General features: G+C 70.9%; 25 protein-coding genes and 1 pseudogene. 13 read left to right on the top strand and 13 right to left on the bottom strand.

The window, feature by feature from the left end; translation table 11 throughout:
• Positions 1 to 11: 11 nt before the first annotated feature.
• Positions 12 to 860: a hypothetical protein gene (locus MUY22_RS14045; protein WP_247060094.1), complete on the bottom strand. Its 849-nt coding sequence runs from the start codon at positions 858 to 860 to the stop codon at positions 12 to 14.
• A 210-nt stretch (positions 861 to 1,070) separates the two neighbouring features.
• Between MUY22_RS14045 and MUY22_RS14040 the strand changes: the two genes are divergently transcribed.
• A complete protein-coding gene (locus tag MUY22_RS14040; protein WP_247060093.1) occupies positions 1,071 to 1,604 on the top strand; it encodes a DinB family protein in 534 nt (177 codons plus the stop codon).
• Here the strand turns inward: MUY22_RS14040 and MUY22_RS14035 are convergent, their stop codons facing one another.
• A complete protein-coding gene (locus tag MUY22_RS14035) occupies positions 1,605 to 2,237 on the bottom strand; it encodes a TMEM175 family protein (protein ID WP_247060092.1) in 633 nt (210 codons plus the stop codon).
• Positions 2,238 to 2,786: 549 nt separating this feature from the next.
• Here MUY22_RS14035 and MUY22_RS14030 point away from each other — a divergent pair.
• Positions 2,787 to 4,355 (top strand): annotated as a pseudogene (locus tag MUY22_RS14030) (adenylosuccinate lyase family protein); the annotation flags it as partial.
• Between the two features lie 267 nt (positions 4,356 to 4,622).
• The gene (locus MUY22_RS14025; RefSeq protein WP_247060090.1) at positions 4,623 to 5,618 is read left to right on the top strand and encodes an SCO0930 family lipoprotein; all 996 of its coding nucleotides are present in this window, start codon (positions 4,623 to 4,625) and stop codon (positions 5,616 to 5,618) included.
• An 18-nt stretch (positions 5,619 to 5,636) separates the two neighbouring features.
• On the opposite strand, the gene MUY22_RS14020 is transcribed toward MUY22_RS14025, so the two are convergent.
• From MUY22_RS14020 to MUY22_RS14010, 3 genes are all read right to left on the bottom strand, one after another.
• On the bottom strand, positions 5,637 to 6,335 hold the full coding sequence (locus MUY22_RS14020; protein WP_247060089.1) for a DUF4383 domain-containing protein: 699 nt from the start codon (positions 6,333 to 6,335) through the stop codon (positions 5,637 to 5,639).
• 167 nt (positions 6,336 to 6,502) lie between these two features.
• Positions 6,503 to 7,711, bottom strand: a complete 1,209-nt coding sequence (locus tag MUY22_RS14015) for an esterase family protein (RefSeq protein WP_247060088.1) — start codon at positions 7,709 to 7,711, stop codon at positions 6,503 to 6,505.
• 147 nt (positions 7,712 to 7,858) lie between these two features.
• Positions 7,859 to 8,821: an alpha/beta hydrolase gene (locus MUY22_RS14010; RefSeq protein WP_247060087.1), complete on the bottom strand. Its 963-nt coding sequence runs from the start codon at positions 8,819 to 8,821 to the stop codon at positions 7,859 to 7,861.
• Positions 8,822 to 8,980: 159 nt separating this feature from the next.
• On the opposite strand from MUY22_RS14010, the gene MUY22_RS14005 reads away from it, so the two are divergent.
• The 3 genes from MUY22_RS14005 to MUY22_RS13995 all read left to right on the top strand — a co-directional run bounded on the left by MUY22_RS14005 (position 8,981) and on the right by MUY22_RS13995 (position 10,886).
• Positions 8,981 to 9,439 carry a MarR family winged helix-turn-helix transcriptional regulator gene (locus tag MUY22_RS14005; RefSeq protein WP_247060086.1) on the top strand — a complete coding sequence of 153 codons (459 nt, stop codon included), beginning with the start codon at positions 8,981 to 8,983 and terminating at the stop codon, positions 9,437 to 9,439.
• Between the two features lie 55 nt (positions 9,440 to 9,494).
• Positions 9,495 to 10,337: an SAM-dependent methyltransferase gene (locus MUY22_RS14000; protein WP_247060085.1), complete on the top strand. Its 843-nt coding sequence runs from the start codon at positions 9,495 to 9,497 to the stop codon at positions 10,335 to 10,337.
• An 84-nt stretch (positions 10,338 to 10,421) separates the two neighbouring features.
• Positions 10,422 to 10,886 carry a hypothetical protein gene (locus MUY22_RS13995; protein WP_247060084.1) on the top strand — a complete coding sequence of 155 codons (465 nt, stop codon included), beginning with the start codon at positions 10,422 to 10,424 and terminating at the stop codon, positions 10,884 to 10,886.
• On the opposite strand, the gene MUY22_RS13990 is transcribed toward MUY22_RS13995, so the two are convergent.
• Positions 10,883 to 11,812 (bottom strand): patatin family protein, encoded by a 930-nt coding sequence (locus MUY22_RS13990; protein ID WP_247060083.1) that lies wholly within the window; start codon positions 11,810 to 11,812, stop codon positions 10,883 to 10,885. The two genes, MUY22_RS13995 and MUY22_RS13990, sit on opposite strands and share 4 nt — an antisense overlap.
• 104 nt (positions 11,813 to 11,916) lie before the next feature.
• Here MUY22_RS13990 and MUY22_RS13985 point away from each other — a divergent pair, with 104 nt between their 5' ends.
• The 3 genes from MUY22_RS13985 to MUY22_RS13975 are packed head-to-tail and all read left to right on the top strand — an operon-like array spanning position 11,917 to position 15,475.
• Positions 11,917 to 12,459 (top strand): PadR family transcriptional regulator, encoded by a 543-nt coding sequence (locus MUY22_RS13985; protein WP_247060082.1) that lies wholly within the window; start codon positions 11,917 to 11,919, stop codon positions 12,457 to 12,459.
• The gene (locus MUY22_RS13980) at positions 12,459 to 14,471 is read left to right on the top strand and encodes an NADPH-dependent 2,4-dienoyl-CoA reductase (RefSeq protein WP_247060080.1); all 2,013 of its coding nucleotides are present in this window, start codon (positions 12,459 to 12,461) and stop codon (positions 14,469 to 14,471) included. The genes MUY22_RS13985 and MUY22_RS13980 overlap by 1 nt, the downstream gene beginning before the upstream one ends.
• 26 nt (positions 14,472 to 14,497) lie before the next feature.
• Positions 14,498 to 15,475 (top strand): prephenate dehydrogenase, encoded by a 978-nt coding sequence (locus tag MUY22_RS13975; protein ID WP_256475894.1) that lies wholly within the window; start codon positions 14,498 to 14,500, stop codon positions 15,473 to 15,475.
• A 64-nt stretch (positions 15,476 to 15,539) separates the two neighbouring features.
• Here the strand turns inward: MUY22_RS13975 and MUY22_RS13970 are convergent, their stop codons facing one another.
• Both MUY22_RS13970 and MUY22_RS13965 read right to left on the bottom strand, forming a co-directional pair.
• Entirely contained in the window at positions 15,540 to 15,776 is a 237-nt protein-coding gene (locus tag MUY22_RS13970) for an antitoxin (RefSeq protein WP_247060078.1), read from the bottom strand.
• Between the two features lie 23 nt (positions 15,777 to 15,799).
• Complete coding sequence (locus MUY22_RS13965; protein WP_247060076.1) at positions 15,800 to 17,767, bottom strand: FUSC family protein; 1,968 nt, start codon at positions 17,765 to 17,767, stop codon at positions 15,800 to 15,802.
• 68 nt (positions 17,768 to 17,835) lie between these two features.
• Between MUY22_RS13965 and MUY22_RS13960 the strand changes: the two genes are divergently transcribed.
• Both MUY22_RS13960 and MUY22_RS13955 read left to right on the top strand, forming a co-directional pair.
• A complete protein-coding gene (locus MUY22_RS13960) occupies positions 17,836 to 18,285 on the top strand; it encodes an SRPBCC family protein (protein ID WP_247060074.1) in 450 nt (149 codons plus the stop codon).
• 143 nt (positions 18,286 to 18,428) lie between these two features.
• A complete protein-coding gene (locus MUY22_RS13955) occupies positions 18,429 to 19,169 on the top strand; it encodes a polysaccharide deacetylase family protein (RefSeq protein WP_247063870.1) in 741 nt (246 codons plus the stop codon).
• Here MUY22_RS13955 and MUY22_RS13950 read toward each other — a convergent pair.
• From MUY22_RS13950 to MUY22_RS13935, 4 genes are all read right to left on the bottom strand, one after another.
• Positions 19,166 to 19,639, bottom strand: a complete 474-nt coding sequence (locus tag MUY22_RS13950; protein WP_247060072.1) for a carboxypeptidase regulatory-like domain-containing protein — start codon at positions 19,637 to 19,639, stop codon at positions 19,166 to 19,168. The genes MUY22_RS13955 and MUY22_RS13950 overlap by 4 nt on opposite strands.
• Entirely contained in the window at positions 19,636 to 20,241 is a 606-nt protein-coding gene (locus MUY22_RS13945; RefSeq protein ID WP_247060070.1) for an RNA polymerase sigma factor, read from the bottom strand. Before MUY22_RS13945 ends, MUY22_RS13950 begins: the two co-directional genes overlap by 4 nt.
• A gap of 422 nt (positions 20,242 to 20,663) precedes the next feature.
• On the bottom strand, positions 20,664 to 21,341 hold the full coding sequence (locus MUY22_RS13940) for an SGNH/GDSL hydrolase family protein (RefSeq protein WP_247060068.1): 678 nt from the start codon (positions 21,339 to 21,341) through the stop codon (positions 20,664 to 20,666).
• A gap of 9 nt (positions 21,342 to 21,350) precedes the next feature.
• Entirely contained in the window at positions 21,351 to 21,845 is a 495-nt protein-coding gene (locus MUY22_RS13935) for a GbsR/MarR family transcriptional regulator (protein ID WP_247060066.1), read from the bottom strand.
• 93 nt (positions 21,846 to 21,938) lie between these two features.
• On the opposite strand from MUY22_RS13935, the gene MUY22_RS13930 reads away from it, so the two are divergent.
• Both MUY22_RS13930 and MUY22_RS13925 read left to right on the top strand, forming a co-directional pair.
• Entirely contained in the window at positions 21,939 to 22,835 is an 897-nt protein-coding gene (locus tag MUY22_RS13930) for an ABC transporter ATP-binding protein (protein WP_247060064.1), read from the top strand.
• Positions 22,832 to 24,466 (top strand): ABC transporter permease, encoded by a 1,635-nt coding sequence (locus tag MUY22_RS13925; RefSeq protein WP_247060062.1) that lies wholly within the window; start codon positions 22,832 to 22,834, stop codon positions 24,464 to 24,466. Before MUY22_RS13930 ends, MUY22_RS13925 begins: the two co-directional genes overlap by 4 nt.
• Here MUY22_RS13925 and MUY22_RS13920 read toward each other — a convergent pair.
• Entirely contained in the window at positions 24,463 to 25,461 is a 999-nt protein-coding gene (locus MUY22_RS13920; RefSeq protein ID WP_247060060.1) for an IS481 family transposase, read from the bottom strand. The two genes, MUY22_RS13925 and MUY22_RS13920, sit on opposite strands and share 4 nt — an antisense overlap.
• Positions 25,462 to 25,581 lie beyond the last annotated feature (120 nt).

The following is a 25,581-nucleotide window of genomic DNA, read 5'->3' as shown; positions in this document are numbered from 1 at the left end:
TTATGGACGGATCAGCACGTCACGTACAGGCCCGTGTACGCCGTGCACTTCTTCGACGCCGCGTCGTTGGCCGTGTTCGGGTCGGCCGGGGTGCTCGCCGCGCGCTGGGCCGTGGCCGTGAACGCGCCCCAGGCGAGGATGCCGCCCTCGGACGTGAACTTGGCCGTCGCCGAGGCGCCCGGGGCGAGGGTGCCGATCGTGCAGCTCAGCGTCGCTCCGGTCTTGGTGCAGCCGGTCGTCGAGATGACCGAGCGGTTCGCACCCGGGTTGACCGTCACGCGGACGCCGGTCGCCGCGGCCGGGCCGGTGTTCGAGGCCGTGACCACGTAGTCGACGCGGGCGAACACACCGATGCGCGGGGTGGCCGTGAGCGCGACCTTGACGTCGGCCTTCGGCGCCGCCGTGATCGTGACGGCCGGGCCGTCCTCGACGCCGAACGCGTAGTTGTCGCCCGCGAACTGGTGCTGCAGCGTGAACTGGCCGCCGGTGGCGTCGTCCTTGACCTTGAAGGTGAACGTCACCGACCCGCTCTCGCCCGGGCCCAGGTCACCGACACCGCCGCGGTAGCTGCTGAAGTACGGCCCGCACGGCGCGATCGAACCGGTGCACGACACCAGGTCCACCAGGTCGACGATCGGCGATTCCTTGGTGTAGACCGCCGCTTTCGCCCCGGTGACCGTGAAGTCGGTCGGGTTGTAGAGCTGCTCCGTGACCGTGAACGTGTCGCCGGCGTGGAGGCTCGTGTCGCTGACGTCGATCGCGCTGGCGGGCGGGGCCGCGGACGCGACCGCGGGTGCCGCCAGCATGACCGCCGCGGCCAGCGCGGCCAGAACGGCGGCTCTTCGACCGGTTCGCTCCATAGTTTGTTCTCCTGTTTCCGAACCGAAGGGTGCCGCTCCGACCGGTGGGGACTGGTACCGCGCAGCAGGTGACGAAGATCAGATCGCCACTCCCGAAGATTCGTTACCTGGTCCGCGAAACCGTGTCTGAACTGGGCTTATCGGCCGTTGCCCGGTCACCGGCCGGCGCCGCGAACCGAAATTGTCGTACCCCTCTGGCACGCTCCGCACATGACCGAACACATCGTCTACGGGCCGCGGCTCACCGGTGAGCGCGCCGAGCTGACCCAGGTCGCGGGCGAGCTGCAAGCTCTGACCGAGACCGTCGACTACTACCGGCGCACGTTCGAGCTGAAGTGCGCCGGACTGGCTCCAGCGCAGCTGTCGAAGCGCTCGGTATCGCCGTCGACGCTGTCGCTGCACGGGCTGCTGCGGCACCTCACCGGCGTCGAACGGTGGTGGTTCCGGATCCAGTTCGCGGGCGAGGACGTCCCGAACCTCTACACCTCCGACGACGACCCAGACTTCGAGTTCACCGTGCTGGATGGTGACGTCGAGGAGGCGTTCGCCCTGTGGCACGCCGAATGCGAGCGGTCACGAGCGATCGTCGCGGCGAGCACAGTGGACTCGACCGGCACCCGGATCAGCACCGGCACGCCGTTCACCTTGCGCTGGCTGATGTTGCGGATGGTCGGCGAGTACGCGCGCCACTGTGGACAAGCCGACTTGATCCGCGAACGGGTCGACGGCGTGACGGGCGAGTGATCAGGCTTTGCGGAACCGAAGGAGGAGACCGGACACGAGCGGAACGACGATCCAGCAGGCGTAGGCCCACTGCGTGAAGAAAGCGACCGGGATCGACACGGCGAAGGCGGCGATCATCACGCCGGACCCGCGGTAAGTCCTGCCGAAGAGCTCCGGCGGGGTGTCCGTGCGGTACAGGTGGTGACGCTGGATCTGCCAGACCATCAGGAGGAACGCGGTCATCGCGATGACCTGCACGACGGCGTAGAAGACGAAGCGGAATTCGAACGCGCCGTCTTCGCCGATCACCTTCGTGGCGAAGGGCATGATCACCTGCATCAGCAGCCAGCTGAAGCTGATCCTGATCAGGCCGGCGTTCACCGTGGTGACGTGCTCGAACAGGCGGTGGTGGGCACGCCAGTGGCCGCCGATGACGGCGAAACTGATCAGGAAGGAGACGTATTCGGACTTGTGATCGCCGAGTGAGCGCAGCAGCTCGGTGCCGGTGATGCCCTCCGGCAGCGGCAGCTCGAGCGCGAGCAGGGTGATGGCGATGGCCACGACGGCGTCGGAGAAGAAGACGAGCCGCTCGGCGGCGAACAACCGTTCCTCGGATGCGGCGGCGGTGTCTTCGCCGGGTGTGGCGTCACTCATGGACGGAGAGCGTGCCAGACGCGACCGGGTGACAGCGGCGGAGGTCGTCTGACGTTCTCGGTGAGCCCGTTGCGCTTCCGGACGGCTTGCCTGGGTGAGGCATGCCCGCGCTCTTCGGCTGGTTCGCCTCGGTGAGTCCGCACGCGCCTCCGGCTGACGCGGCTCGGTGGCCCACGCTGACGGCGACTCGCCTTGGTGAGGCGCGCCCGCGGCTTCGGCTGGCTTTGCCCGGCGAGGCACGCACGCGGCTTCGGCTGGCCTTGCCCGGTGGGGCACGCTCCCGTCGACGGCTCACCGCCTGGCGAGGCACGCTCTGGCTCTCGGCTCACCGGCTTGGCGAGGCATGGCGGCGCTCTCGACGTACTGGCCTGGCGAGGCACGCTCACGCCTTCGTGTGCTGGTCTGGCGAGGCACGGCCGCGCCCTCGGGCTTACCGGCCTGGCGAGCGACGCTCGCGTCTCGACTGACCGGCTGGCGAGGCGAGGCACGGTCGCGCCTTCGGGGACTGCTCGGCCGGGCGGGAGGGCGGATGCGTGCGATGCTGGCGCTATGACCGTCGACCCCGATTCCGGGCTGTTGTCTCCGGTGCGGGCCGGGACTCCGGCCGAGACGTCGACCGGTGACGGAGCCTGGCTGCGCGCCATGCTCGATGCCGAAGCGGCGCTGGCGAGGGCGCAGGCTCGGCTCGGCACCGTGCCTCCGGCGGCCGCGGATGTGATCACCGAGGCGGCGGCTAGCGCGCGGATCGACGTCGTCGAGCTGGCGCGGGGGGCGCGGGCTACCGCGAACCCGGTCGTCGGGCTGGTCAAGGCGCTGACGTCGGCCGTCGGCGCGGTCGCGCCTGAGGCGGCCGAGTACGTGCACCGTGGCTCGACCAGCCAGGACATCTTCGACACCGCGATGATGCTGGTCGCCGACCGGACGCTGCGTCCGCTCGCCGATGACCTCGACGCCACGGCTGAGGCGCTGGCCGATCTGGCTCGCGCGCACCGGGACACGGTCATGGCCGGGCGGACGCTGACCGCGCACGCCGTGCCGACGACGTTCGGGCTCAAGGCCGCGGGCTGGCGCCGGCTGGTGCTGGACGCGGCGGTCCGAGTCCGGCGCGTACTGGACGGTGGGCTGCCGGTCTCGCTGGGTGGCGCGGCCGGAACGCTGGCGGCGTACGTCGAGTACGCGCGCCTCGCCGACGCCGAGCGTGCTGACGGAGGGCTCGGCAACGGCGGGCATGCCGCCGGCGTGCCCGCCGACGCTGGATCTGCCGGTGCCGGGACTGTCGGTGCGGTGCCGGCCGCTGGCGTGCCTGCCGACGATGGACTCGCTGACGCAAGCGTGGCCGGTGCCGGGGCTGCGGGCACCAAGCCTGCGGGCGTCAGCGCGGCCGACGGTGACTATGCGCAGCGGCTGACTGCGGCCTTCGCCGAGGAGACCGGGTTGGCCACGCCTGTGCTGCCGTGGCACTCGCTGCGGACGCCCGTCGTGGACCTTGCCGGTGCGCTTGCGTTCACTGCCGGTGCGTTGGGGAAACTGGCGGTCGACGTCGAGACGCTTACTCGGACCGAGCTGGGCGAAGTCGCTGAGCCGGCCGCAGCTGGGCGGGGTGGGTCTTCCGCGATGCCGCACAAGCGCAACCCGGTGCTGGCGACGTTGATCCGCTCTGCCGCGCTGCAGGTGCCTGTGCTGGCTGCAGGGGTTACGCAGTCGATGCTGGCCGAGGATGAGCGTTCGGCCGGGGTTTGGCATGCCGAGTGGCAGCTCGTCCGGGAGTGTCTGCGGCTGACCGGGGGTGCTGCTTACACGGCCGTCGAGTTGGCGCGGGGGTTGACCGTGCTGCCTGAGCGGATGCGGGACAACTTGGCGTCGACGCATGGGCTGATCGTCTCCGAGCGGTTGTCGGCTGCGCTCTCGCCGCTGCTTGGGAAGGCGGCGGCCAAGGAGTTGCTCGGCGAGGCGTCCCAGCGCGCGGTTCGTGAGGACCGGCCGTTGCGCGAGGTGCTGGACGAGCTGCCCGCGGTCACCGGTGTGCTCACCCCGGCGGCGCTCGACGCGCTCCTCGACCCGGCCGGCTACACCGGCGCGGCGGCCACGCTGGTCGACCGGGCCCTGGGCGACGGCGAACCGGCGGGCAACGCAGCGGCCACGACGGCGGGCAAAGCACCAGCCACCACGACGGGCGAGGCTGCGGCCACGACGGCCGACAAAGCCGCGGGCCGCGACGCGTAGTAGAGGACCGCACCTGGCCGCGTGGGCGGGCTCAGGGGGCCCGACCTGCGTCGGAAGGTTCGTGAAAATACTTTGAACCGCCTCCGCGGAGTGTCCGTGTAGTGGGTATCAGGCAGCCGCACCGAGCGGCGGACAATCCCAACGGACACAAGGAGAACTTCCATGCTTCGCACGCGCATCGCCGTCTCCGTCGCCGCTGCGGCAGCCGGGCTGGCAGTGCTCACCGCTTGCTCGGGCGCCGAAACCGCACAGCCCGTCATCGCTCCGGCGGCGGCTGGTGGCACCGGTGGCGGCCAGCTGGGCAACGCGGCCCCGGCATCGAACGAGTCGAAACTCGTCGTCGCCGATGTCGCCGCTGTGGGACAGGTACTGACCGACCAGAACGGCATGACCCTCTACCGCTTCGACAAGGACACGGCCAAGCCGCCGAAGTCCAATTGCGACGGTGACTGCGCCAAGGCTTGGCCGCCGATGCTGGCCACCGGGGACGTGCAGGTCCAAGGCGTCGACAAGAGTCTCGTCGGGAAGGTGACCCGGACCGACGGCACCGAGCAGATCACCGTCGGCGGGTGGGCGCTCTACCGCTACGCCAAGGACGCCAAGGCCGGTGACGCGACCGGCCAGGGTGTCGGTGGCGCCTGGTACGCCTCGAACGCCAAGGGTGGCAAGGCCGGCCAGCAGGCCGCGACCGGGACCGGCACCGAAGCCGGCGTCGTGAAGCTCAGCGCCACCAAGATCGACGGCCTCGGCGACGCGATCACCGACCAGAACGGCATGACGCTCTACCTGTTCACCAAGGACACCAAGAAGGCCAAGACGTCCGCCTGCAACGGCGACTGCCAGAAGACCTGGCCGCCGGTGCTCTCCAACGGCAAGGTCGAACTGCAGGGCATCGACTCGAAGCTGCTCGGCAGCATCAAGCGCGCGGACGGCACCGAGCAGGTCACCATCGGCGGCTGGCCCGTCTACACCTTCTCGAAGGACCTGAAGCCGGGCGACGCGAACGGCATGGGCGTCAACGGCACCTGGTTCGTCATCGAGCCCGCCGGCTGCAAGCTCGGCACCAACCCCGCGACCGCCGCCACCAGCCAGGCTCCGGCCAGCAGCGGCGGTACGGGGAGCAGCAGCTCCAGCGACTCGGGTGGCTACAGCTACTGACCACCCGAACCCACTGATCTAGTGCGCGAGGCCCGGCGGACGCTCTTCACGAGCGGCTTCCGGGCCTTGCTCGTTGCGGTCACGACGCAGGAACGGCCGGCGACGACGGGGCGCCTCGGTGTCCGCGACGGCGACGCGGTCGCGGTCGGCGGCGGAACCCTCGACGACCGGGACGCGTTCGGTCACCCGGTCGTTGTCGACAACACGATCACGGTCGGTGCGCTGCTCGACGACGGTCGGCTCGTCGGCCACCTCGTCTTCCTCGGGCACGAGAATGGTGCGGCGGGCCGGCAGGACGGCGATCAGCAGACCGAGCGCGGCGACACCGAGGTGCAGCCAGGTGTCGGCGGGACCGAGGTCCATCGGGTTGCCGGCGTTGGCGAAGGGGTTGTTCGAGATGAGACCGTCGATCATCAGGCCCCACACGAACAGGGCGCCGTAACCGATGAACAGCAGCCAGCCGAACGTCCGGGCGCGGCCCGAACCGAACGCGAGCAGCAGGCCGACCACGCCGGTGACGACGCGGACGAGGCTGGTCAGGGGATTGCCGGAGAACCGCCACAACCCGGCGTCGTGGTGACCGGCGAAGTTCCCGACGCCCGTCCTGGTGAATCCGATGATGCCGACGATGATGAACGCGATCCCGGCCAGTCCGGCCAGTACCTGCGCCGGCTGCAGGCCGCGAACCCGGATGCGTGCGCCTTTCGCGTGAGCCATGACTCCAGTCCTTCCCAGCATGTGGTGACGACTGTCACCGCACCCAGGTACCCCGCGACCACTGTGCGCGAAACGAGGCGAAAATCCCCAGACGTCCGATCACTGGCACCACACCGATGACAACGATGTCGGAAATCACCGGACCGTCCTCAATGGACGGTGAACGGCTACTGGTCGGTGTCGGCGAGCGCGCCGTGCGCACCCGAACGCGGCAACGGCCAGGGCTGCACGCCGCCGGTGGTCTCGACCTGTCGGCCGACCGGGCCGGGAGCCGTGCTGTGCGCGCCGATCCACGCGAGGACATCGGGAATCTGGGACTTGAAGGTGTTCATGTTGTGGCCGGCATCCGGGATCTTCCACGACGAAAACCGCAGTGGCGGCCGGGCCGCGTTGCGGATCTGGTCGATCGCAAAGCTTTCGTAGCTCTCTTTGTCGCCCGCGATGGCCAGGATGTCCACCGGCGACGGGTGCAGGCGCACGTTCAGCCGGACGTTGTTGGCGTCGTTGATGTCCTGCCGGCCGTGGAAGAGGTCCTCGGTCTCGGAGTCGACCTGCGCCTTGTCGTACCCGCTGACACTCACCGCCTGTCCGTACCACTGCGGGTGCCGGGTCACGAGGTTCATCGCGCAGTACCCGCCGGACGACCAGCCCGCGATCGTCCAGGCCCGGCGGTCCGGCGCCGCGCCGAGCTTCTGCAGCGCCCAGTCCCGCAGGTCCGCGGTCAGGTACGTGTCGTTCGCGGTGCCGTTCACCTCGTCGACGCATTCGGTGTCGTGGCCGACCTTCGGGACGCCGGTCGGGTCCGGCACGATCACCACGGTCGGCGGCAGCACGCGCTTGCCGATCGCCGCGTCCAGCTGCTCCGGCAGGTGGTAGCCGGCGGTGACGACCTCGGGGCCGGACGGGTAGTTCGGGATCCACTCGACCACCGGGAACTTGAGCTCCTTGAAGCCCGCGTCGAAGTACTGCGGCGGCAGGTAGACGGTGACGTCGCGGGTGATCTTGGTCCGGCGCCCGGTCACCTTCATGTGGACGACCGTGCCCTTGCCCTCACGAGCGTGCGCCACCGCGGTGTCCCGCAGCTTCTCGAGGTCCTCGCCGTTCTGCGCCGCCTCGGCGTCGGTGCCCGGCGCGGAGTAGACGCCGGTGCCGAGCAGCGAGCCGACCGTCGGGAAGAACCCGCCGATCATGTTGCCTGCCATGCCGGTGGAGACGACCAGGAGGACGACCGCGAGCAGGATCGTCGCGCTGCGCCACAGCCGCTTGCGCTTCCAGCGGTCCCAGAACCACGGCACCGCGATGATCGCGAGCAGCGTCAGCACGACCACGATGATCATGTTGACCGGCGAGTCCAGCCGGATGCTGCTCAGGTGCATGGGACGGGTCCTTCCAGGCGGGCAAAACGCGCGCCCGGATTGCGGGACTCGCGTATATAGCACGTTTGACCCACCACCCGCGTTGCGGCCCTGTGAGTTCCGTCATAGGGCCGCAACGCGTCGCGCACTCAGCGCTCTCTCAGGAATTCACTTCGCGAAAGCCCGCGACAGCACGGAGATCGCCTGCGTGATCGCGCCTTCGGCGGCGTGCGTCTCGCGCATCGAGTTCACCATCACGAAGTCGTGGATGATCCCCTGGTACCGCACGGCCGTGACGGGCACGCCGGCCTGACGCAGCTTCGCCGCGTACGCCTCGCCTTCGTCGCGAAGGACGTCCGCCTCGCCGGTGATCACGAGGGCCGGCGGCAGCCCGGCGAGCTCTTCGAGCGACGCGCGCAGCGGCGACGCCGTGATCTCCGCGCGCTGGGCCGGGTCCGTCGTGTACTGGTCCCAGAACCACTTCATGCCCTCACGGGCGAGGAAGTAGCCCTCGGCGAACTCCGTGTACGACGCGGTGTCGAAGTTCGCGTCGGTGACCGGGTAGAAGAGCACCTGCTGCAAGAAGGTGACGTCGCCGCGCTGCTTGGCGAGGATGGTGAGCGCCGCGGTCATGTTCCCGCCGACCGAGTCGCCGGCGACGGCGATGCGCGTGGTGTCGAGCCCCTTCCCGGCCCCGTGCTCGGCGACCCACTTCGCCACGGCGTAGCTCTGCTCGATGGCGATCGGGTAGCGCGCCTCCGGCGAGCGGTCGTACTCCGGGAAGACGACGGCGGCACCGGTCCCGGCGGCCAGCTCGCGCACCAGGCGCTGGTGGGTGTGGAAGTCACCGAAGACCCAGCCCGCGCCGTGGACGTAGACGATCACCGGCAGCGGACCCTCGACACCCGCCGGGCGGACGATCCGGGTCTCGACCTCGCCGGTCGGCCCACCGGGCACGGTCAGCACCTCGATCTCGGCGTCGGCCATGGCGATCTCGCCGTCCTGGACGCCGTCGACGGCCTTGCGACCCTCTTCCGGCGGCAGCTGGAACAGGTACGGCGGCTGGTCGGTGGCCTCGGCGAACGCCTGCGCGGCCGGTTCCAGAGCGATGTGGTGCGGGTTGGCGGTCATCTCTGCCTCCTCGGGGCGGGTGGAGCAAGCTGATGTCGTAAAGGTAGCTCTCAACCGGATTGTGCACAACTTAATTAAGCTCAATGAGATCAGGGGCACTTAAGTTGCCACGCACCACCCGATCGGGGACCATGGAGAGTTACGAGAGAGGAGGCCGCCATGACGGAGAACGGCTCACTGCGCCTGGACGACCAGCTCTGCTTCGGCCTGTACTCGGCGTCCCGCGCGGTGACGTCGCTGTACCGGGTCGTCCTCGCGGAGCTCGACCTGACCTACCCCCAGTACCTCGTGATGCTGGCGCTTTGGGAGCAGGACGACCGCCTGGTCAAGGAGCTCGGCGCCGAGCTGAACCTCGACTCCGGCACGCTGTCGCCGCTGCTCAAGCGGCTGCACGCGGCCGGGCTCGTGCTGCGCAACCGGCAGGTCGACGACGAGCGCGCGGTCATGGTCAGCCTCAGCGACGCCGGGAAGGCGCTGCGCGCCAAGGCCGTCGGCGTCCCGGACGCGATCGGCGACGCGATGGGCCTCGACGCAGCCGGACTCGCCCGGATGCGCGGCGAACTCGACCGTTTGACGGCGTCCGTGAACGCCTATCGGGAGGCGTTGTCCCCGGCGTGATCAAGACGCCGGCCTGGGTGGTTAGCATGGGCCACGAAGCAGGCAGGGGACGCGAATGATCAACCACGACGACGCGCTCAAAGCCGTCGAGAGCAGTCTCGACCGGCCCTCCGCCGCCCGGATCTACGACTACTTCATCGGCGGGAACACGAACTACGCGATCGACCGCGCGTTCGCCGAGAAGGTCCGCGCCCGGCTGCCGCTGATGGGCGAGTACTGCCTGACCAGCCGCCAGTTCCTCGGCCGCGCGGTGCGCGAGTGCGTGCGCGCCGGCATCCGCCAGTTCGTCGACATCGGTTCCGGGCTGCCGACGGCGGGCAACGTGCACGAAGTCGCCGACGAGACGCGCGACGAGCTCGACACCCGCGTGCTCTACATCGACAACGAGCCCATCGCGCTCGCGCACTCGACGCTGCTGCTCGCCGACACCGCCGACCCGGAGCGCCACCACGCGATCGCGGCGGACTTCCTGCAGCCCGAAGACCTCTGGGAGCGGGTGGCCGCCTCGGCCATCATCGACGTGCGGCAGCCGATCGCGCTGGTGATCAACGCCGTCATGCACTTCATCAAGGACGACCGGAACCCCGACCGGCTGCTCGCCTTCTACCGCAAGAAGCTCGCCCCCGGGTCGCTGCTGGTGCTGTCGCAAATGACCAACGAGAACCCGGTCAACGACGACGAGCGGCAGGCCCTGATCGACCTGCTCGAGTACTACGAGACCACGACCAACCCGGGGTTCCTGCGGCCGATGGCCGAGTTCGAGCGCTTCTTCGGCGGCTGGCCGATGCTGGAGCCCGGGCTCGTCTACGCGCCGGCGTGGCACCCGGACGACCAGACCGTGTTCGCCGGTTCGCCGTCCGAGTCGCGGGTGATCGGCGGCATCGCCCGCAAGCCCTGATCCACCCGGCTTCCACCCCCGGGTTGACGCTCCGGGGCGCCGGCGCGAGCACCGTGGTGTCCACGCACCGCGGAAGGGACGCTCGTGAACAGCTCGGTCAACATCCTCATCGGAATCGTCGTCGTGGCCTGGATCCTGTGGCGCCAGACGCAGAAGCGCCCGGTCCGGGAGGATCGCAAGCCGACCGTGCTGCTGATCCTGCTGGTGCTCGGGGTGCTCCAGCTGAGCTCGTACTTCAAGTCCGCGTCGTCGACGGGCCTGGTGATCGGCCTGCTCGTCGGCAGCCTGGTGCTGGCCGCGGGGTTCGGCGTGGTCCGCGGGTACACCGTGCGGCTCTGGCGCCAGGACGGGCAGCTGTTCCGCCAGGGCACCTGGCTCACGATCGTGCTGTGGCTGGCCGGGATCGGCGTCCACATCGGACTCGACGCGCTGATCGACAGCAGTGCGAAGGGCCTGGGCAGCGCGTCGATCCTGCTCTACCTGGCCGTTTCGCTGGGCACGCAGCGGCTGGTCGTCCAGTCGCGCGCGAACCACGCCGTGCGCGTCTAGGACGCTTCGCGCAGGACGTCGAGGACGGCGCTCTTGCCCAGGTCGACGGCCTTGCGCAGCACCTCGGGATCGCGTTCCAGCACCGCGACGTCCGGTGCGCCCATCGGCGGCCGGACGCTGAGGATGCGCGGGTCGGTCGCGAGGATCTCCTCGTCTTCGACGTCGCGGCGGTAGGTGTCGTGCCAGGCGGTGATCGTGCCCGGCGCCTGGCGGCGCAGGAACCGCGGCACGACGACGTCCTGCACCCGCGGCGGCCGCACCGGCAGCTCGTCCATGCGGCGGGTGCGCAGCACCAGCACATCCGTGGCGTCCTGGGCGAGCGCGGTGCGGAACGGGATCGGCTCGGCCACCCCGGCGTCGACGAACCGGCGCCCGGCCAGCGGGATCGGCGGCCCGGCCAGCACCGGCATGCAGGACGACGCCGCGAGCGCGACCTTGATCGCGTCGACGTCGTCGATGAAGGGGTGCAGGTCGGTGGACTCGCCGGTGTCGGCGTCGGTGGCCAGCGGGTGGAACGTCACCGGGTTGGCCAGGATCGCCGGGAAGTCCATCGGCTCCAGCACCGAATAGACCTGGTGGACGAGGTATTCGAGGTCGATCACGGCGCGACCGCGCAGGGTGTGCAGCGGGTTGATGATCCGGCGCATGACGACCGGGTTCCACCAGGTCCGCACGCCGGTCGAGGAGCGGCCGCAGAGCAGCCAGGCGCCGTTCAGCGCGCCGGCCGACGAGCCGTAGACGGCGTCGAACGCGGGTGTGACGCCCAGTTCGTCCAGCGCCAGGACCATGCCGCTCGAGTAGGTGCCGCGGCTGCTGCCGCCCTCGATGGCCAGCGCGAGGCGCCGGCCGTCCGTGCGTTCGCCCGGGACACTGCCGGTCGCCAGCCGTTCGGAGATCAGTTCGAGTACCGGGTGCACTCCTCCCATCCTGGTCTTTTACGGCGATTCGTCGACCCGTTTTGCCCCACCCGGGTGGGTGAAGTGATGCGCGCCTCGTTGCACTGCACCTAGTTGCATAGCACCCTCGGACCATGGCTTTGGAGCACGCGATCCTCGTTTCGCTGTCCGAGCGCGCCGGCTCGGGCTACGAGCTCACGCGCCGGTTCGAGAAGTCGATCGGGCTCTTCTGGAGCGCCACCCACCAGCAGATCTACCGCGTGCTGAAGCGGATGGAAGAAGCCGGCTGGGTCGCCGTCGACGTCGTCGCGCAGTCGGGGCGGCCGGACAAGAAGGTCTACACGGTCGGCGAAGGCGGACGCGCCGAGCTCGTCCGCTGGCTGGGCGAACCGGACCCGTCGGCCGGGCCGGTAGAACTCGCGGTCAAGATCCGCGGCGCGAGCTTCGGGGATCCCGGCGCGGTCGCCGCGGAGATCGTCCGGCACCGCTCCGCGCACGCCGAACGCCTCGACGTCTACCGCCAGATCGAGAAGCGCGACTTCCCCGCGCCCGGCGCCCTCCACGGCCGGCACCTGCACCAGTACCTGGTCCTGCGCGGCGGCATCCGCGTCGAGGAGGGCCAGGTCGAGTGGTTCGACGAAGTTCTCGCTGCTCTCCACCACGAGAAGGACGCCTGATGACCGACTACCCGAACTTGCTGGCCCCGCTGGACCTCGGCTTCACGACGTTGCGCAACCGCGTGATCATGGGGTCGATGCACACCGGCCTGGAGGACAAGGCCGCGCACTTCCCCGAGCTGGCCGAGTACTACGCCGAACGCGCCCGCGGTGGGGTCGGGCTGATCGTCACCGGCGGCTTCGCGCCGAACCGCACCGGCTGGCTGCTGCCGCTCGCCTCGAAGCTGACGACGGCCGCCGAGGCGCGCGAGCACCGGCAGCTCACCGCGCCGGTGCACGAGGCAGGCGGCAAGATCGCGCTGCAGATCCTGCACGCGGGCCGCTACGCCTACCACCCGCTGAGCGTCTCCGCGTCGAGCCGCAAGGCGCCGATCAACCCGTTCCGGCCGCGCGCGCTGACCGGCTACGGCGTGCGTCAGCAGATCCGCGCCTTCGCCGACTGCGCCGCTCTCGCGCGCGTAGCGGGCTACGACGGCGTCGAGATCATGGGCTCCGAGGGCTACCTCATCAACCAGTTCCTGGCCGAGCGCACCAACAAGCGCACCGACGCTTGGGGCGGCACGGCCGAGAAGCGCCGCCGGTTCGCCGTCGAGATCGTGCGGCGGACGCGCGAGAAGGTCGGGCCCGACTTCGTCATCATCTACCGGCTTTCGGTGCTGGACCTGGTCGAAGGCGGCCAGCGCTGGGAGGACGTCGTCGCGCTCGCGAAGGACGTCGAAGCCGCCGGGGCGACGATCATCAACACCGGCATCGGCTGGCACGAGGCCCGCGTGCCGACGATCGTCACGTCGGTGCCACGCGCCGCGTTCACCTGGGTCACCGGGAAGCTCAAGCCGCACGTCGGGATCCCGGTGGTGACGTCGAACCGGATCAACATGCCGCAGGTCGCCGAGGAGGCCTTGGCGAGCGGCCACGCCGATCTGGTGTCGATGGCCCGGCCGTTCCTCGCCGACCCGGAGTGGATCCGGAAGGCCGAGAGCGGCCGCGAGGACGAGATCAACACGTGCATCGCCTGCAACCAGGCCTGCCTCGACCACGCCTTCAAGCGCAAGCTCGTGTCCTGCATGGTGAACCCGCGCGCGGGCCAAGAGACGACGTTGACGCTCACCCCGGCGCGGCGCGTCAAGCACATCGCCGTCGTCGGCGCCGGGCCCGCCGGGCTGGCGTCCGCCACCGCGCTCGCCGAGCGCGGCCACCGCGTCGAGCTGTTCGAGGCGGACGACGAGATCGGCGGCCAGTTCGGCATCGCGCGGAAGATCCCCGGCAAGGAGGAGTTCGCCGAGACGATCCGCTACTACCAGCGGCGCCTCGAGGTGACCGGCGTGAAGCTGCACCTCGGCACACGCGTCACCGCGGCGGACCTGAGCGACTTCGACGAGGTCGTGGTGGCCACCGGCGTCGCGCCGCGGGTGCCGTCGCTGCCCGGCATCGAGCACCCGAAGGTGCTGTCCTACGTCGACGTCGTCCGGCACGGCAAGCCGGTCGGCGACCGGGTCGCGGTGATCGGCGCGGGCGGGATCGGCGTCGACGTCAGCGAGTTCCTCACGCACCTCGGCTCCCCCGCGCTCGACCTCGACGCGTGGATGACCGAATGGGGCGTCACCGATCCCGAGCGCGCGCCCGGCGGGCTGGCCGAGCCGAAGCCCGAGCCGTCGCCGCGGCAGGTCTACCTGCTGCAGCGCAAGAAGTCCGGGATCGGTTCCGGGCTCGGCAAGACGTCCGGCTGGGTGCACCGCGCCGCGCTGAAGGCGAAGGGCGTCGAACGGATCCCCGGCGTCACCTACGACCGCATCGACGACGCCGGTCTGCACATCACCGTCGACGGCCGGGCGCGGCTGCTGGAAGTCGACACGGTCGTCGTCTGCGCCGGTCAGGAGCCCGTGCGCGCCCTCGCCGACGAGCTTCGGGACCACGGGCGGCCGGTGCACGTGATCGGCGGCGCCGACGTCGCCGCCGAACTCGACGCAAAACGCGCGATCGACCAGGGCACGCGGCTCGCGGCCGCGCTGTAGCCCGGGAGGCGTCCGGCACTGGCAGGATGAACCCCGTGCGAGACGTATGCGTGATCGGGCTCGGGCTGATCGGCGGTTCGCTGCTGCGCGCGGCGGCCGCGAGCGGCCGCACGGCGTGGGGAGCGGCGGTTTCCGAAGTGGACGCCGACGCGGCGAGCAGAGCGGGGTTCGACGTCACGACCGACGTCGAGGCCGCGCTGCACCGAGCTGCCGCGGACGACGCGCTGGTCGTGCTGGCCGTGCCGCTGCCGGCCGTCGAAGACCTGCTGCGCCTGGTCGCCCAGCACGCGTCGCACTGCCTGCTCACCGACGTCACCAGCGTCAAGGCGCCGGTGCTCGACGCCGTCCGCCGCCGGGTGCCGTACACGCGCTACGTCGGCGGGCACCCGATGGCCGGGACGTCCCACTCGGGCTGGCTGGCCAGCGACGCCGCGCTGTTCCGGGGCGCCGCGTGGGTGGTCGGCGTCGAGGACGACACCGACCTCGAAGCCTGGGCCGAGGTGGCGCAGCTGGTGCTCGACCTCGGCGCGCACGTCGTGCCGCTGCCCGCGGAGTCGCACGACGAGGCCGTCGCGCGGATCTCCCACCTGCCGCACCTGCTCGCCGCGATCCTCGCCACCATCGGCGCCGAAGGCGGCCCGCTGGCGATGTCGCTCGCGGCCGGCTCCTACCGCGACGGGACGCGCGTCGCCGGGTCGAACCCGCACCTCGTCCGCGCGATGACCGAGGGCAACCGGGACGCGCTGCTCCCGATCGTCGACGAGGCTCTCGGACGGCTCGGCGCCGCGCGCGGCTCGCTGGCTTCGACCGGCGGCCTGGCGGCGACGATCAACGCCGGACACGAAGGCGCGCAAGCGATTGCGGCCGGCCTGGACGCCGAGCGGGCCGGCGTCCGGATCAGCCTGACCGCCCCGGACGCGCGGGACGGCCTGATCGCCCTCGGCGAGCGCGGCGGCCGGATCACCGGCCTCGCGGACGGCGTCGCGACCGGCGAGGTCCAGTAAAAGCCGTGAAGGACTCCTTACCGGCCTTAAGAGCCGGGAAGGAGTCCTTCACGGCTTTCGGGGACTACGGCTGAGCGGGCGGGGCCGGCGGGGCGGCCGGGGGCGGGTTGTCCGGGGTGTTGTCGAACTTGTTGAGGAAGTCCTTCGCCTTCTCGACGCCGCCGTCGATCTGCGAGTCGTGGCCGGCGAACTTCGACTTCGCGAAGTCGGCCGCCTTGTCGAGGCCCTGCTCGATCTTGTCGTTGTGCTCCCGCAAGGCGTCTTCGGCCTTGCCCTTCAACGCGTCGAAGTCGATTCCCATGAGTGCATTGAACAGCACTCGTGTCACGTACGCCTGTGGTAGGGCAAAAACCGCCTGACCAGCCGCAACGGCGTGTGTTCGACCAGGTCCGGCCCGCGGACGGCGTCGAACGCCGACTCGAGCTGGTCGACCACGCCGGCCAGCTGTTCGCTGTCGGGCAGCGGCACCGATTCCGGCGCCCGCTGCTCGCGGATCGACGCCGCGAGCTCCTCGATCGCCGTCGTCAGCAGCTCGACGTCCGACGGTGCCGGCGGCGCCACCCCACGCCCGATCGTGACGCCGACCTCGGTGACGGCGTCCGCGACGCGTTCCTGCGCGGCGATCACCGGCCACCACGCCACCGCCTGGCGGCCGTTGGCCGACGGCTCGACGACGACCTGCTGGAACGCCGTCCGCAGGTCGGCCAGCGCCCGGTAGGCCCCGCGCCGGGCCCGGGACCGCGCCAGCCGTGCCTCCCCCGACGACGCCTCGACCAGCGCGCACTCGACGTACTTCGCGACGGCGTCCAGCCCGTCGGCCAGCCGGCCGCCGACCTGCGGACGACGGCTTCCCGGCCACAGCAGGTACCCGAAGACGAGGACGATCACGCAGCCCAGCACCGTGTCGACGAGCCGGGCCACGACGACGTCCCAGCTCGCGGTGTTCGCCAGGTCCATCTGCAGGATGATCAACGGCGTGACGAACGCGCTGAGGATGCCGTAGTTGCGCACCTTCCCGACCGCGACGCCGCCGGCGAAGATCGCGATCAGCGCCACCAGGATCCAGCCGCGCCCGCCCGCGACCAGTACGGCGGCGCCGATCCCGACGCCGACGACTGTGCCGATCCCGCGCAGGACCGCGCGGCCGAACACCGAGCCGAAGTCCGGCTTCAGCACGATGCCGACGGTCAGGGTGAGCCAGTACGACCGCTCCAGCGGCACGAGCAGGCCGACGACCTCGGCGATCGCGACGCACAGCGTCAGCCGCAGGGCGGCGATCCAGGTCAGCGGGCCGGACGCGAGCGAGCGCCCCCAGTCCCGCAGGCGCCGGTACCAGGGAGCCTGCTCCCGGCGCTTCCGGTCGTCGCCCTTGCCGATCCGGACCAGCCCGGCGTAGAGCGCGGCCCGCAGCGGGTCGGCGTCGTCGGCCGGTTCCGGCGGCGGTTCGGGCAGCGGCTGGCTGGCCAGCACCGCGGCCGACAGCGCGACGAAGTGGTCGATGACGTCGCCGGACACCCGGCGGCCGGCGTTGACCAGCGCCACCGACGCCTCGACCGCGGGGGTCGTCGCCGAGAGCAGGTTGAGCAGCTGGCGGTAGGCGGCGTCGCGGCCGGAGAGCCACGAGCGCGCGGTGAGCAGCTGGTCGTAGGCGGTGTTCATGGCCGTGGTCAGCCGGTGGCGGGCCACCCGCGAGACGGCTTCGTCGGTCGCCGAGAGCATCGCGGCCAGCTCGACGTAGACGTGCGCGACGGCGCTGCGTTCGGCGCTCGTCGCGCGGACCGTCCAGGTGACGAGCGCGACCAGCAGGCTCCACGCGGCGCCGACGCCGAAGTAGCCGAGCAGGATCTCGACGCGGACGCCGGTCGCGTGCTGGCCGGTGCCGAGCACGCAGAACACGAACATCTGCAGCCCGGCGACCGAGGCGTTGCTGCCGGCCGCGCTGATCAGCGCGGACACCGCGGCGACCAGGATCACCGCGGGCACGGACAGCGCCGGCGTACCGCCGGTCAGCAGGCCGACGACGTACCCGGCGGTCGCGGCGAGCGTCGCGCCGCCCAGGCGTCGCGCGCGGTAGCGGTACGGGCCCGCCGACTCGGACAGCACGGCGGGCAGGGCGCCGGTCGAGATCAGGGCGCCGACGGCGATGTCGCCCGCCGCGAAGCCCACGGCCAGCGGGACGGCGAGGGCGAGCACGGCCCGGGCGACCATGTTCCAGGGCACCGGGACCGGCTTGCTCCGCAGCAGCTGGACGAGCCAGTGCGGCGCGGCGATGTCGGGACGCGGCGTGCTCACGCCCCCATCTTGACCTACGCTGCCGGGAACGCTTAATTATCGACCTGTCAACAACGCGGGAGGTTCCGGTGGGCCGCAAGTACTCCTTCGAGGTCAACCGCACGAGCACGGCGCCACCGGCGGCGCTGTTCGCGCGCGAGGCGGACGGCCCGCGCTGGGCGGAGTGGGGAAAACCACTGATCATCCAGGCGAGCTGGGCCCGGCAGGGCACCGATGAGCCGAACGGCGTGGGCGCCGTCCGCGCGGTCGGCCTGTGGCCGGTGCTGATCAAGGAGGAGACCGTCGAGTACGAGCAGGACCGCCGGCACGTCTACACGTTCTTCGGGAACAACCCGATCAAGGACTACCGGGCCGAGGTGTTCTTCACCCCGACCGTCGACGGCGGCACGCACCTGCGCTGGACCGGCTCGTTCACCGAGCCCGTGCGCGGCAGCGGCCCGATCCTGGCCGCCGGCCTGAAGAACGTCATCCGGCTGTTCTCGGCGAAGCTGGTCAAGGCGGCCGAAACCGGGCACTGACCTGGGTGCGCCAGGCCACACAAGATCGTTTGACGCAACTTCGCGCCCCACCCCCGCGTCACCCTTTCGGGTAGTCCTCGACTACCGCGTGAAAGGGGGACGTGGGGATGTTCAGCAAGAAGCGACACGGACGAGTGACAGCAGTGGTGGCCGCAGCGGTTTTGACGCTCGCAGCGTGTTCGAGCGCCCAGCCGGCGCCGCCCGAGCCCAGCCAGCCGAACCCGGCGCCCGGCGGCGGCCCCGGCTCGACGCCTGCCGGGCCCTACGCGTTCGGCACCGTGCAGCAGAAGGCGCCCGCCGCGGCGAACGGCGAAGTCCAGGTCGTCCGCAAGATCAGCACCGACAAGCCGTACGTCTTCCTCACGATGGACGACGGCGCGGTCAAGGACCCGGACGCGCTCAAGCTGATGCAGCAGTCCGGCACGCACCCGGTGCTGTTCCTGAACCAGAAGTACGTGAAGGGCCACGAGGCCTACTTCAAGCAGATCCTCGACGCGACCGGCGCGACGCTCGGCGACCACACGGTCGACCACCCGAACCTCAAGGGCAAGCCGTTCGAGTTCCAGCGCAAGGAGATCTGCGACGACGCCGACGACTTCCAGCGGGGCCTCGGCGTCCGGCCGGTGCTGTTCCGGCCGCCGTTCGGCAACTACGACCACAACACCCTGCGCGCGGCGGCCGCGTGCGGGATGCGCGTCGCGGTGCTGTGGACGGCCGCGGTCAACGACGGGCACGTCCAGTTCCAGGCCGGCGACAAGCTCAAGCCGGGCGACATCGTGCTGATGCACTTCCGGAAGACGTTCAAAGAGGACTACACGGCGTTCGTCGAGCAGGCGAAGAAGGACGGGCTCACGCCCGTCCCCCTCGCCGACTTCCTGGGCTAGAGAACGACGGTCGGGGTGACGACGGTCCGGCGGCACGTCACGTCACCCAGGTGCACCAGGATCTGCGTGGTCCCGCGGGGCACGTTGTCGAGCACGAACCGGCCGCCTTCGTCGGCGGTCGTGGACGTCGTCCCGTGCTCGGCCACCCGCACCTCGACGCCGTACTGGCCGGCCGGCACCAGCCAGCCGTCGATGCGGTGCTGCTTGCCGATCTTGGTCAGGTTGATCATCACGGTGAGGTCGCTGACGGTGAAGGTGATCGTGCCGGTGCCGGTGCCGCGCACGCCGGCGAGCGTGTCGAGCCGTTCCCAGCGGGCGACCTCGACGTCGAGGTCCTCCAGCGCGAGCGCGAACTGGACCCGTTGCACGAGGTCGTCCGGCGGCGGGTCCAGCTCGTCGAGGAAGCGGCCGATGTCGGCCAGGAGCACGTCGTCGGAAAAGGCCTCGCCCGGCGTCCCGAGGTCGTTCATCGGCTTCCCCCTTCACTGGCGAGGAGATCGCGCATCTGGTCGAGGCAGCGCCCTCTGGTCGGTCCGACGCTGCCGCGCGGCATCCGCAGCGCTTCGGCGACGAGCTGGTACTCCGCGCGGCCCGCGAGGACGGTCAGCCGGAGCAACTCCTGACAGCGGTGGGGCAGCCGGACGAAGGCGCGCCAGACCCGGCGGTCGCGGTCGGCGCGGACGGCTTCGTCTTCGGGAGCCGGTTGGGTGCTGGGCATGGCTTCGGCCACCTCGTCGCTCAGCGGGACGGGCTGGATGCGGCGGCCGTGCGGGTGGGTCGCTTCGCGCCGGGTCGTGGTGATCAACCAGGCGGCGAGCGCCTTGGGATCACGCAGCTTCCCGAGCTGGCTGAAGAGGGCGAGCCACACGGTCTGGACCACGTCCTCGGCGACCGAGCGGTCGAGCCCGTTGGCCCGGGCCACGTGCCAGACGAGCGGGGTGAGCTCGTCGACCAGGCGGGCCATCGCCTGGCGGTCGCCTTCTCTCGCCGCGTGCATGCAGGCGGCATGCAGCTCGGCGCCGGTCAGGCCCTCCCAAGGAGGATCAACCTCTGCGGTTTGCACGTCGGTCACCGTATCTGCCCCTCTTCGGAAACGTCTTCGAGTCGGCTTCGGCAGTATCGCGGGTCCTTCGGGGGGAAGGAGCGTGCAGGTGGATCTCGGATACATCAAGTCTCTTAGTTCGTCGGTCACGCTCGCGGTCAACGGCTGCGGGGGAGGTACCGGCCGACGCAGGCGTGTGGACTCGCGCCGGCCGGTACTCCCCTCCCTCACGGGCCCGCTCCCCAACGGGCCCCGCCGGATGACCCCTCCCCCGAAGGGCACCCGGCCGACGGCGTCCGGGGGCCCCCTCGGCTCCCGGCCACCGCGTTTTCCTCCGAACCCGGCACCCCCTGCCCGATCCGATCTCCGTGCTTGGCTGCTCCACAGGACGCAGTGGCGGGACCGCCAGATACACGAATGCCCGAGAATTTCCGAAGATCGACGGAATGCGGCTACTTGATCACCGAGAGTGCGGCGGCAAGCGTTTGCGCCCACCGCGCGTAGCCCGCCGGGCCCGGGTGGAAGCGATCCGGCGCGAAGGCCGCCGGGTCGAGCAGGCCGGGCGCCATCGGCACGTGCGTGACGCCGGGAACGCGCGCCACGGCGGCGGCCGCCGCGTCGAGCGCGGTCGACCGGGCGGCGAGGACGTCCCGCAGCGGCCGCGGCAGCGACGGGAAGCGCGCCATCGGCGGCACGCCGGCGAGGACGACGTCTACCGGCCCGAGCCGGCGGCGCAGGTCGACGACGAGAGCCAGCAGGTCACGCCGGTAGCCGGCGGCGGTCCGCAGCTCGATCGTGTCGTTGACGCCGAGGGCGATCACCACGAGATCGGCGGGCTCCACGAGCGGCGCCAGCTCGGCGCGGACGGTCCGGGCGTTGGCCCCGGTCCGCCCGACGGCCTGCCAGCGCACGGCCCGGCCGCCCGTCGCGAGCTCACGGGCGAGGCAGCCGGTCAGCGCCTCTTCGTGGGTGGCCGCGCCGACGCCGTCCACTGTGGACTCCCCGAGCACGGCCAGCCGGAACGGCTCCCCCGCGCCCGCGACGACGCCGTCGACAGGCCCGGCGGCCCCGGGCAGCCGCGGCGTCGTCCGCTTGACGTAGACCGCTTGGGCGGCGAGGAGGAGGATCACGCCTCGACGTTAGCTGGCGCGGTTCTTCTCTTCGCGCATCTTGTGCCAGCGCTCGTACATGTCGTTGAGCTCGCCGAGCATGAACGACAGGAAGTCCCGCATCTCCGCGAGCCGGTCGCCGGCGGGTGACCCCTCGCCCAGCGCGTCGATGCCGTTCTCGGCCGCGTCGCGCCACATGATGATCATGCGGTCGCGCTTGAGGAACGTGGCGTACCAGAGGTCGTCGAAGAGGCGGTAGTGGTCGCGGCGCTCGCCGGGCTCGCGTTCCTTGGCGACCAGGCCGATCTGTTCCAGGAAGCGCACGGCACCGGAGACGGCGGCCGGGCTGACCGACAGCTGCGAGGCCAGGTCGGCCGCGGTCAGGCGGCCTTCGTCGGTGGTCATCAGGGCCGCGAACACCCGCGCGGACATGCGTTGCATCCCGATCTGCGAGAGCACCAGGGCCAAGCTCTCGACGTACCGGCGGACGGCGTCTTCATCTCGCTTCGTGTCAGGCGTCGTCATCCGGCCATCCTCTCGCACCACCCAGTCAAGATCACTCAGTCTAGACATTTTCTTAACTTCACAACTTCGTGAAATCAGTGTAGCTTCCGAAGCATGGAAAATGCCATCGCGATCTCCGGCTTGCACAAGTCGTTCGGCCGGACGAAGGCCCTGGACGGCCTCGATCTGCAGGTACCTACTGGGGAAGTACACGGATTCCTGGGCCCGAACGGCGCCGGGAAGTCGACCACCGTCCGGGTCCTGCTCGGCCTGCTCCACGCGGATTCGGGGGACGTCCGGCTGCTCGGCGGCGACCCCTGGAAGGACGCGGCGAGCCTGCACCGCCGCCTGGCCTACGTGCCCGGCGACGTCAACCTCTGGCCCAACCTCTCCGGCGGCGAGGTGATCGACCTGCTCGGCCGGCTGCGCGGCGGCCTCGACGAGAAGCGGCGCGCCGACCTGCTCGAGCGGTTCGACCTCGACCCGAAGAAGAAGGGGCGGACGTACTCGAAGGGCAACCGGCAGAAGGTCGCCATCGTCGCCGCGCTGGCGTCCCGGGTGGACCTGCTGATCCTCGACGAGCCGACGTCCGGGCTCGACCCGCTGATGGAGGCGACGTTCCAGTACGCCATCCAGGAGGAGCGCGAACAGGGCCGCACGGTGCTGCTCTCCAGCCACATCCTCGCCGAGGTCGAGGCGCTGTGCGACAAGGTGAGCATCATCTCGGGCGGCCGCACGGTCGAGTCGGGCACGCTCGCCGAGCTGCGCCACCTGACGCGGACGTCGATCACCGCCGAGCTCGCCGGACCGCCCAACGGCCTGGCGACGCTGGCGAACGTCCACGACCTCAAGGTCGACGGCAACCGCGTCCGGTTCGACGTCGAGACGCGCTCGCTCGACGAGGCGCTGCGCCAGCTGACCCAGGTCGGCGTGCGGAGCCTGGTCAGCCGGCCGCCGACGCTGGAAGAGCTGTTCCTGCGGCACTACACGACCGAGGCGAGCGCGAAGTGACCGCGACCCTCGCCCGCGAAACCGAAACCGCGCCGGCCCACGAACTGGCCGGCACCTGGCACCTGACGCGGCTCGCGCTGCGCCGCGACCGCGTGACCCTGCCGATCTGGATCGTGCTGCTCAGCGTCATCCCGGCGAGCACCGTCAAGACGTTCGCGCAGTTCTACCCGACCGGCGCCGACCGCCTCGCGCTGCAGGCGGGCGCGACCGCCAACCCGTCGTACGCGCTGCTCTACGGGCCGCCGTTCGACCTGACCAGCGCGGGCGGGTTCATCGCCTGGCGCATGTGCGGGTTCCTGGCGCTGCTGATCGGGCTGATGGCGGTCTTCACCGTCACGCGGCACACGCGTGCCGAGGAGGACACCGGGCGCGCCGAGCTGCTCGCGTCCGCGGTCGTCGGCCGGTACGCGGCGCTGACCGCCGGGGTGCTGGTGGCCGGCGCGGCGAGCGTGCTGATCGGGCTGATCCAGGTCGGCTCGATGGTCGGCGCGGGCCTGCCCGCGGCCGGCTCCCTCGCCTTCGGCGCGTCGATCGCGTTGGCCGGGCTGGTGTTCACCGCCGTCGCCGCGGTCGCCGTCCAGCTCGCCGAGTACTCCCGCACGGCCAACGGGATCGGCACGGCCGTGGTCGGCGCCGCGTTCCTGCTGCGCGGCGCGGGTGACTCCACTGTGGACGCTCGCTGGCTGTCGTGGCTGTCGCCGATCGGCTGGGTGCAGCAGATCCGCGCGTTCGCCGGCGAACGCTGGTGGGTGCTGCTGCTGCCGGTGGCGCTGGCCTTGGTGATCGGCGCGGCCGCGTACTGGCTGCTCCCCCGCCGCGACGTCGGCGTCGGTTTCCTGCCGCCGCGGCCGGGCCCGGCGCGGGCGGCCGCGAGCCTGCGGTCCCCGCTCGCGCTGGCCTGGCGGCTGCACCGCGGCCCGCTGCTCGGCTGGACGATCGGGATGGCCGTCGTCGGCGCGGTGTTCGGCTCGATCGCCAGCGGCATCGGCGGTCTCGTCGGCTCGAGCCCGCAGGCGCAGCAGATCATGGAACGGCTCGGCGGCGCACACGGCCTCACGCAGGCGTTCCTCGCCACGATGGCCGGCATGTTCGCGATGGTCGCGTCGCTCTACGGCATCCAGGCCGTGCTGCGGATGCGCGGCGAGGAGACGGCGATCCGGCTCGAACCGGTGCTGGCGACCAGCGTCGGCAAGCTGCGCTGGGCGGGCGGGCACCTGGTGTTCGCGTTCCTCGGCACGGCGTTGCTGCTGCTGACCGGCGGCCTGTTCCTGGGGCTGGCCAACGGGTTGCGCACCCACGACGTCGGCGGCTCGGTCGGTGACGTGCTGAGCGGGATGCTGGTCCAGCTGCCCGCGACGTGGGTGGTGATCGCGCTGGCGGTGACGCTCTTCGGCCTGCGGCCGGCCTACTCGGCCGCGGCTTGGGGCGTCGGCGCCTTGGCGCTGCTGATCAGCCTGCTCGGCCCGATCGTCAACGCACCGCAGGGCGTGCTGGACGTCTCGCCGTTCCAGCACCCGCCGAAGCTCCCGAGCCAGCCGTTCGTGGCGACGCCGCTGGTCTGGCTCCTGGTGGTCACGGTGGTGGCGCTGGGCGCGGGGCTGATCGGCTGGCGCCGCCGCGACGTCGGCTAGCTGTATTGCCCTGTGAGGTTGAGAACGCGGCTGACAGGTGGTTGACCAGCTAGTGACGTGTGTCCTCGGTGGTGGTTGTAGGTGTGCAACCAGCCCGGCAGCGCCGCCCGGCGTTCGGTCTCGGTGCGGTAAGGCCGGCTGTAGGCCCACTCCTCGAGCAGAGTCCGGTTGAACCGCTCCACCTTGCCGTTGGTCTGCGGCCGGTAAGGCCGGGTGCGTTTGTGGGTGATCTGCGTGTCGCGCAGCGTGTCGCGCCAGAGACGTGAGCGGTAGCAGGAGCCGTTGTCGGTCAGCACCCTGGTCACGGTGATGCCGTAGCTGGTGAAGAACGCTCGAGCCCGGGTCCAGAACGCGGCCGCGGTCTCCTTGGTCTCATCGGTCAGGATCTCGGTGTAGGCCAGCCGGGAGTGGTCATCCACGGCGTTGTGCAGGTAGCTGTAGCCCAGGTTCGCGCGGCCACCGACCTTGCGGGGCCGGGCGGGGTCGCGGTGGGCGGCGCTGTTGCGCCCGCCGATGATGCGGCCGTGGACTTTGTGGCCGCCGCCGTCGGGGATGTTGCCGAGTTTCTTGATGTCGACGTGGACCAGATCACCGGGGGCGGCGTGCTCGTAGCGGCGGACCGGGCGGCCGGTGGCCCGATCGAGATGGGCCAGCCGGGCCAGCCGGTAGCGGGTCAGGACCCGATGCACTGTCGAGGGGTTCAGGCCGAGCAGGAAGGCGATGCGGGCCGGGCCCCACCGCCGGGTCACCCGGACGTTGATCACGCGCCGTTCGGTGCGGCTGGGTGTCCGGTTCGGGCTGGTCCGGGGCCGGGAGGAACGGTCGGTCATCCCGGCCTCGCCCTGGTTGCGGTACCGAGTGGCCCATCGTGCGGCGGTGGAGACCGATACCTGGAATCGTTCCGCTGCTCGTCGCAGTGGCCATCGGTCCTCGACGACGCAGCGGGCCAGGCGCAGTCTGCCGGTCGGGGTCAGGGGTGCGTTAGCGTGGGTCACGAGGGTCTCCGTTGGTCGGTGTAGACGTCGCAATCCACACCGAACCCGGAGGCCCTCCCTTATGCCAAGATCATCCGGTCACGTGTCGCACCGATCGCAACCTCCCCGGACAGAACAGCT

The organism is Amycolatopsis sp. WQ 127309, from assembly GCF_023023025.1.
Taxonomy (GTDB): Bacteria; Actinomycetota; Actinomycetes; order Mycobacteriales; family Pseudonocardiaceae; genus Amycolatopsis.
The sequence above is the reverse complement of the archived record's forward strand: the minus strand, read 5'-3'. Positions and strand labels throughout refer to the sequence as shown.

Coding starts and splice junctions, on each gene's coding strand:
- MUY22_RS14045 (WP_247060094.1), bottom strand. CDS start 860: ATGGAGCGAACCGGTCGAAGAGCCGCCGTTCTGGCCGCGCTGGCCGCG.
- MUY22_RS14040 (WP_247060093.1), top strand. CDS start 1,071: ATGACCGAACACATCGTCTACGGGCCGCGGCTCACCGGTGAGCGCGCC.
- MUY22_RS14035 (WP_247060092.1), bottom strand. CDS start 2,237: ATGAGTGACGCCACACCCGGCGAAGACACCGCCGCCGCATCCGAGGAA.
- MUY22_RS14025 (WP_247060090.1), top strand. CDS start 4,623: ATGCTTCGCACGCGCATCGCCGTCTCCGTCGCCGCTGCGGCAGCCGGG.
- MUY22_RS14020 (WP_247060089.1), bottom strand. CDS start 6,335: ATGGCTCACGCGAAAGGCGCACGCATCCGGGTTCGCGGCCTGCAGCCG.
- MUY22_RS14015 (WP_247060088.1), bottom strand. CDS start 7,711: ATGCACCTGAGCAGCATCCGGCTGGACTCGCCGGTCAACATGATCATC.
- MUY22_RS14010 (WP_247060087.1), bottom strand. CDS start 8,821: ATGACCGCCAACCCGCACCACATCGCTCTGGAACCGGCCGCGCAGGCG.
- MUY22_RS14005 (WP_247060086.1), top strand. CDS start 8,981: ATGACGGAGAACGGCTCACTGCGCCTGGACGACCAGCTCTGCTTCGGC.
- MUY22_RS14000 (WP_247060085.1), top strand. CDS start 9,495: ATGATCAACCACGACGACGCGCTCAAAGCCGTCGAGAGCAGTCTCGAC.
- MUY22_RS13990 (WP_247060083.1), bottom strand. CDS start 11,812: ATGGGAGGAGTGCACCCGGTACTCGAACTGATCTCCGAACGGCTGGCG.
- MUY22_RS13985 (WP_247060082.1), top strand. CDS start 11,917: ATGGCTTTGGAGCACGCGATCCTCGTTTCGCTGTCCGAGCGCGCCGGC.
- MUY22_RS13980 (WP_247060080.1), top strand. CDS start 12,459: ATGACCGACTACCCGAACTTGCTGGCCCCGCTGGACCTCGGCTTCACG.
- MUY22_RS13975 (WP_256475894.1), top strand. CDS start 14,498: ATGAACCCCGTGCGAGACGTATGCGTGATCGGGCTCGGGCTGATCGGC.
- MUY22_RS13970 (WP_247060078.1), bottom strand. CDS start 15,776: ATGGGAATCGACTTCGACGCGTTGAAGGGCAAGGCCGAAGACGCCTTG.
- MUY22_RS13950 (WP_247060072.1), bottom strand. CDS start 19,639: ATGAACGACCTCGGGACGCCGGGCGAGGCCTTTTCCGACGACGTGCTC.
- MUY22_RS13935 (WP_247060066.1), bottom strand. CDS start 21,845: ATGACGACGCCTGACACGAAGCGAGATGAAGACGCCGTCCGCCGGTAC.
- MUY22_RS13930 (WP_247060064.1), top strand. CDS start 21,939: ATGGAAAATGCCATCGCGATCTCCGGCTTGCACAAGTCGTTCGGCCGG.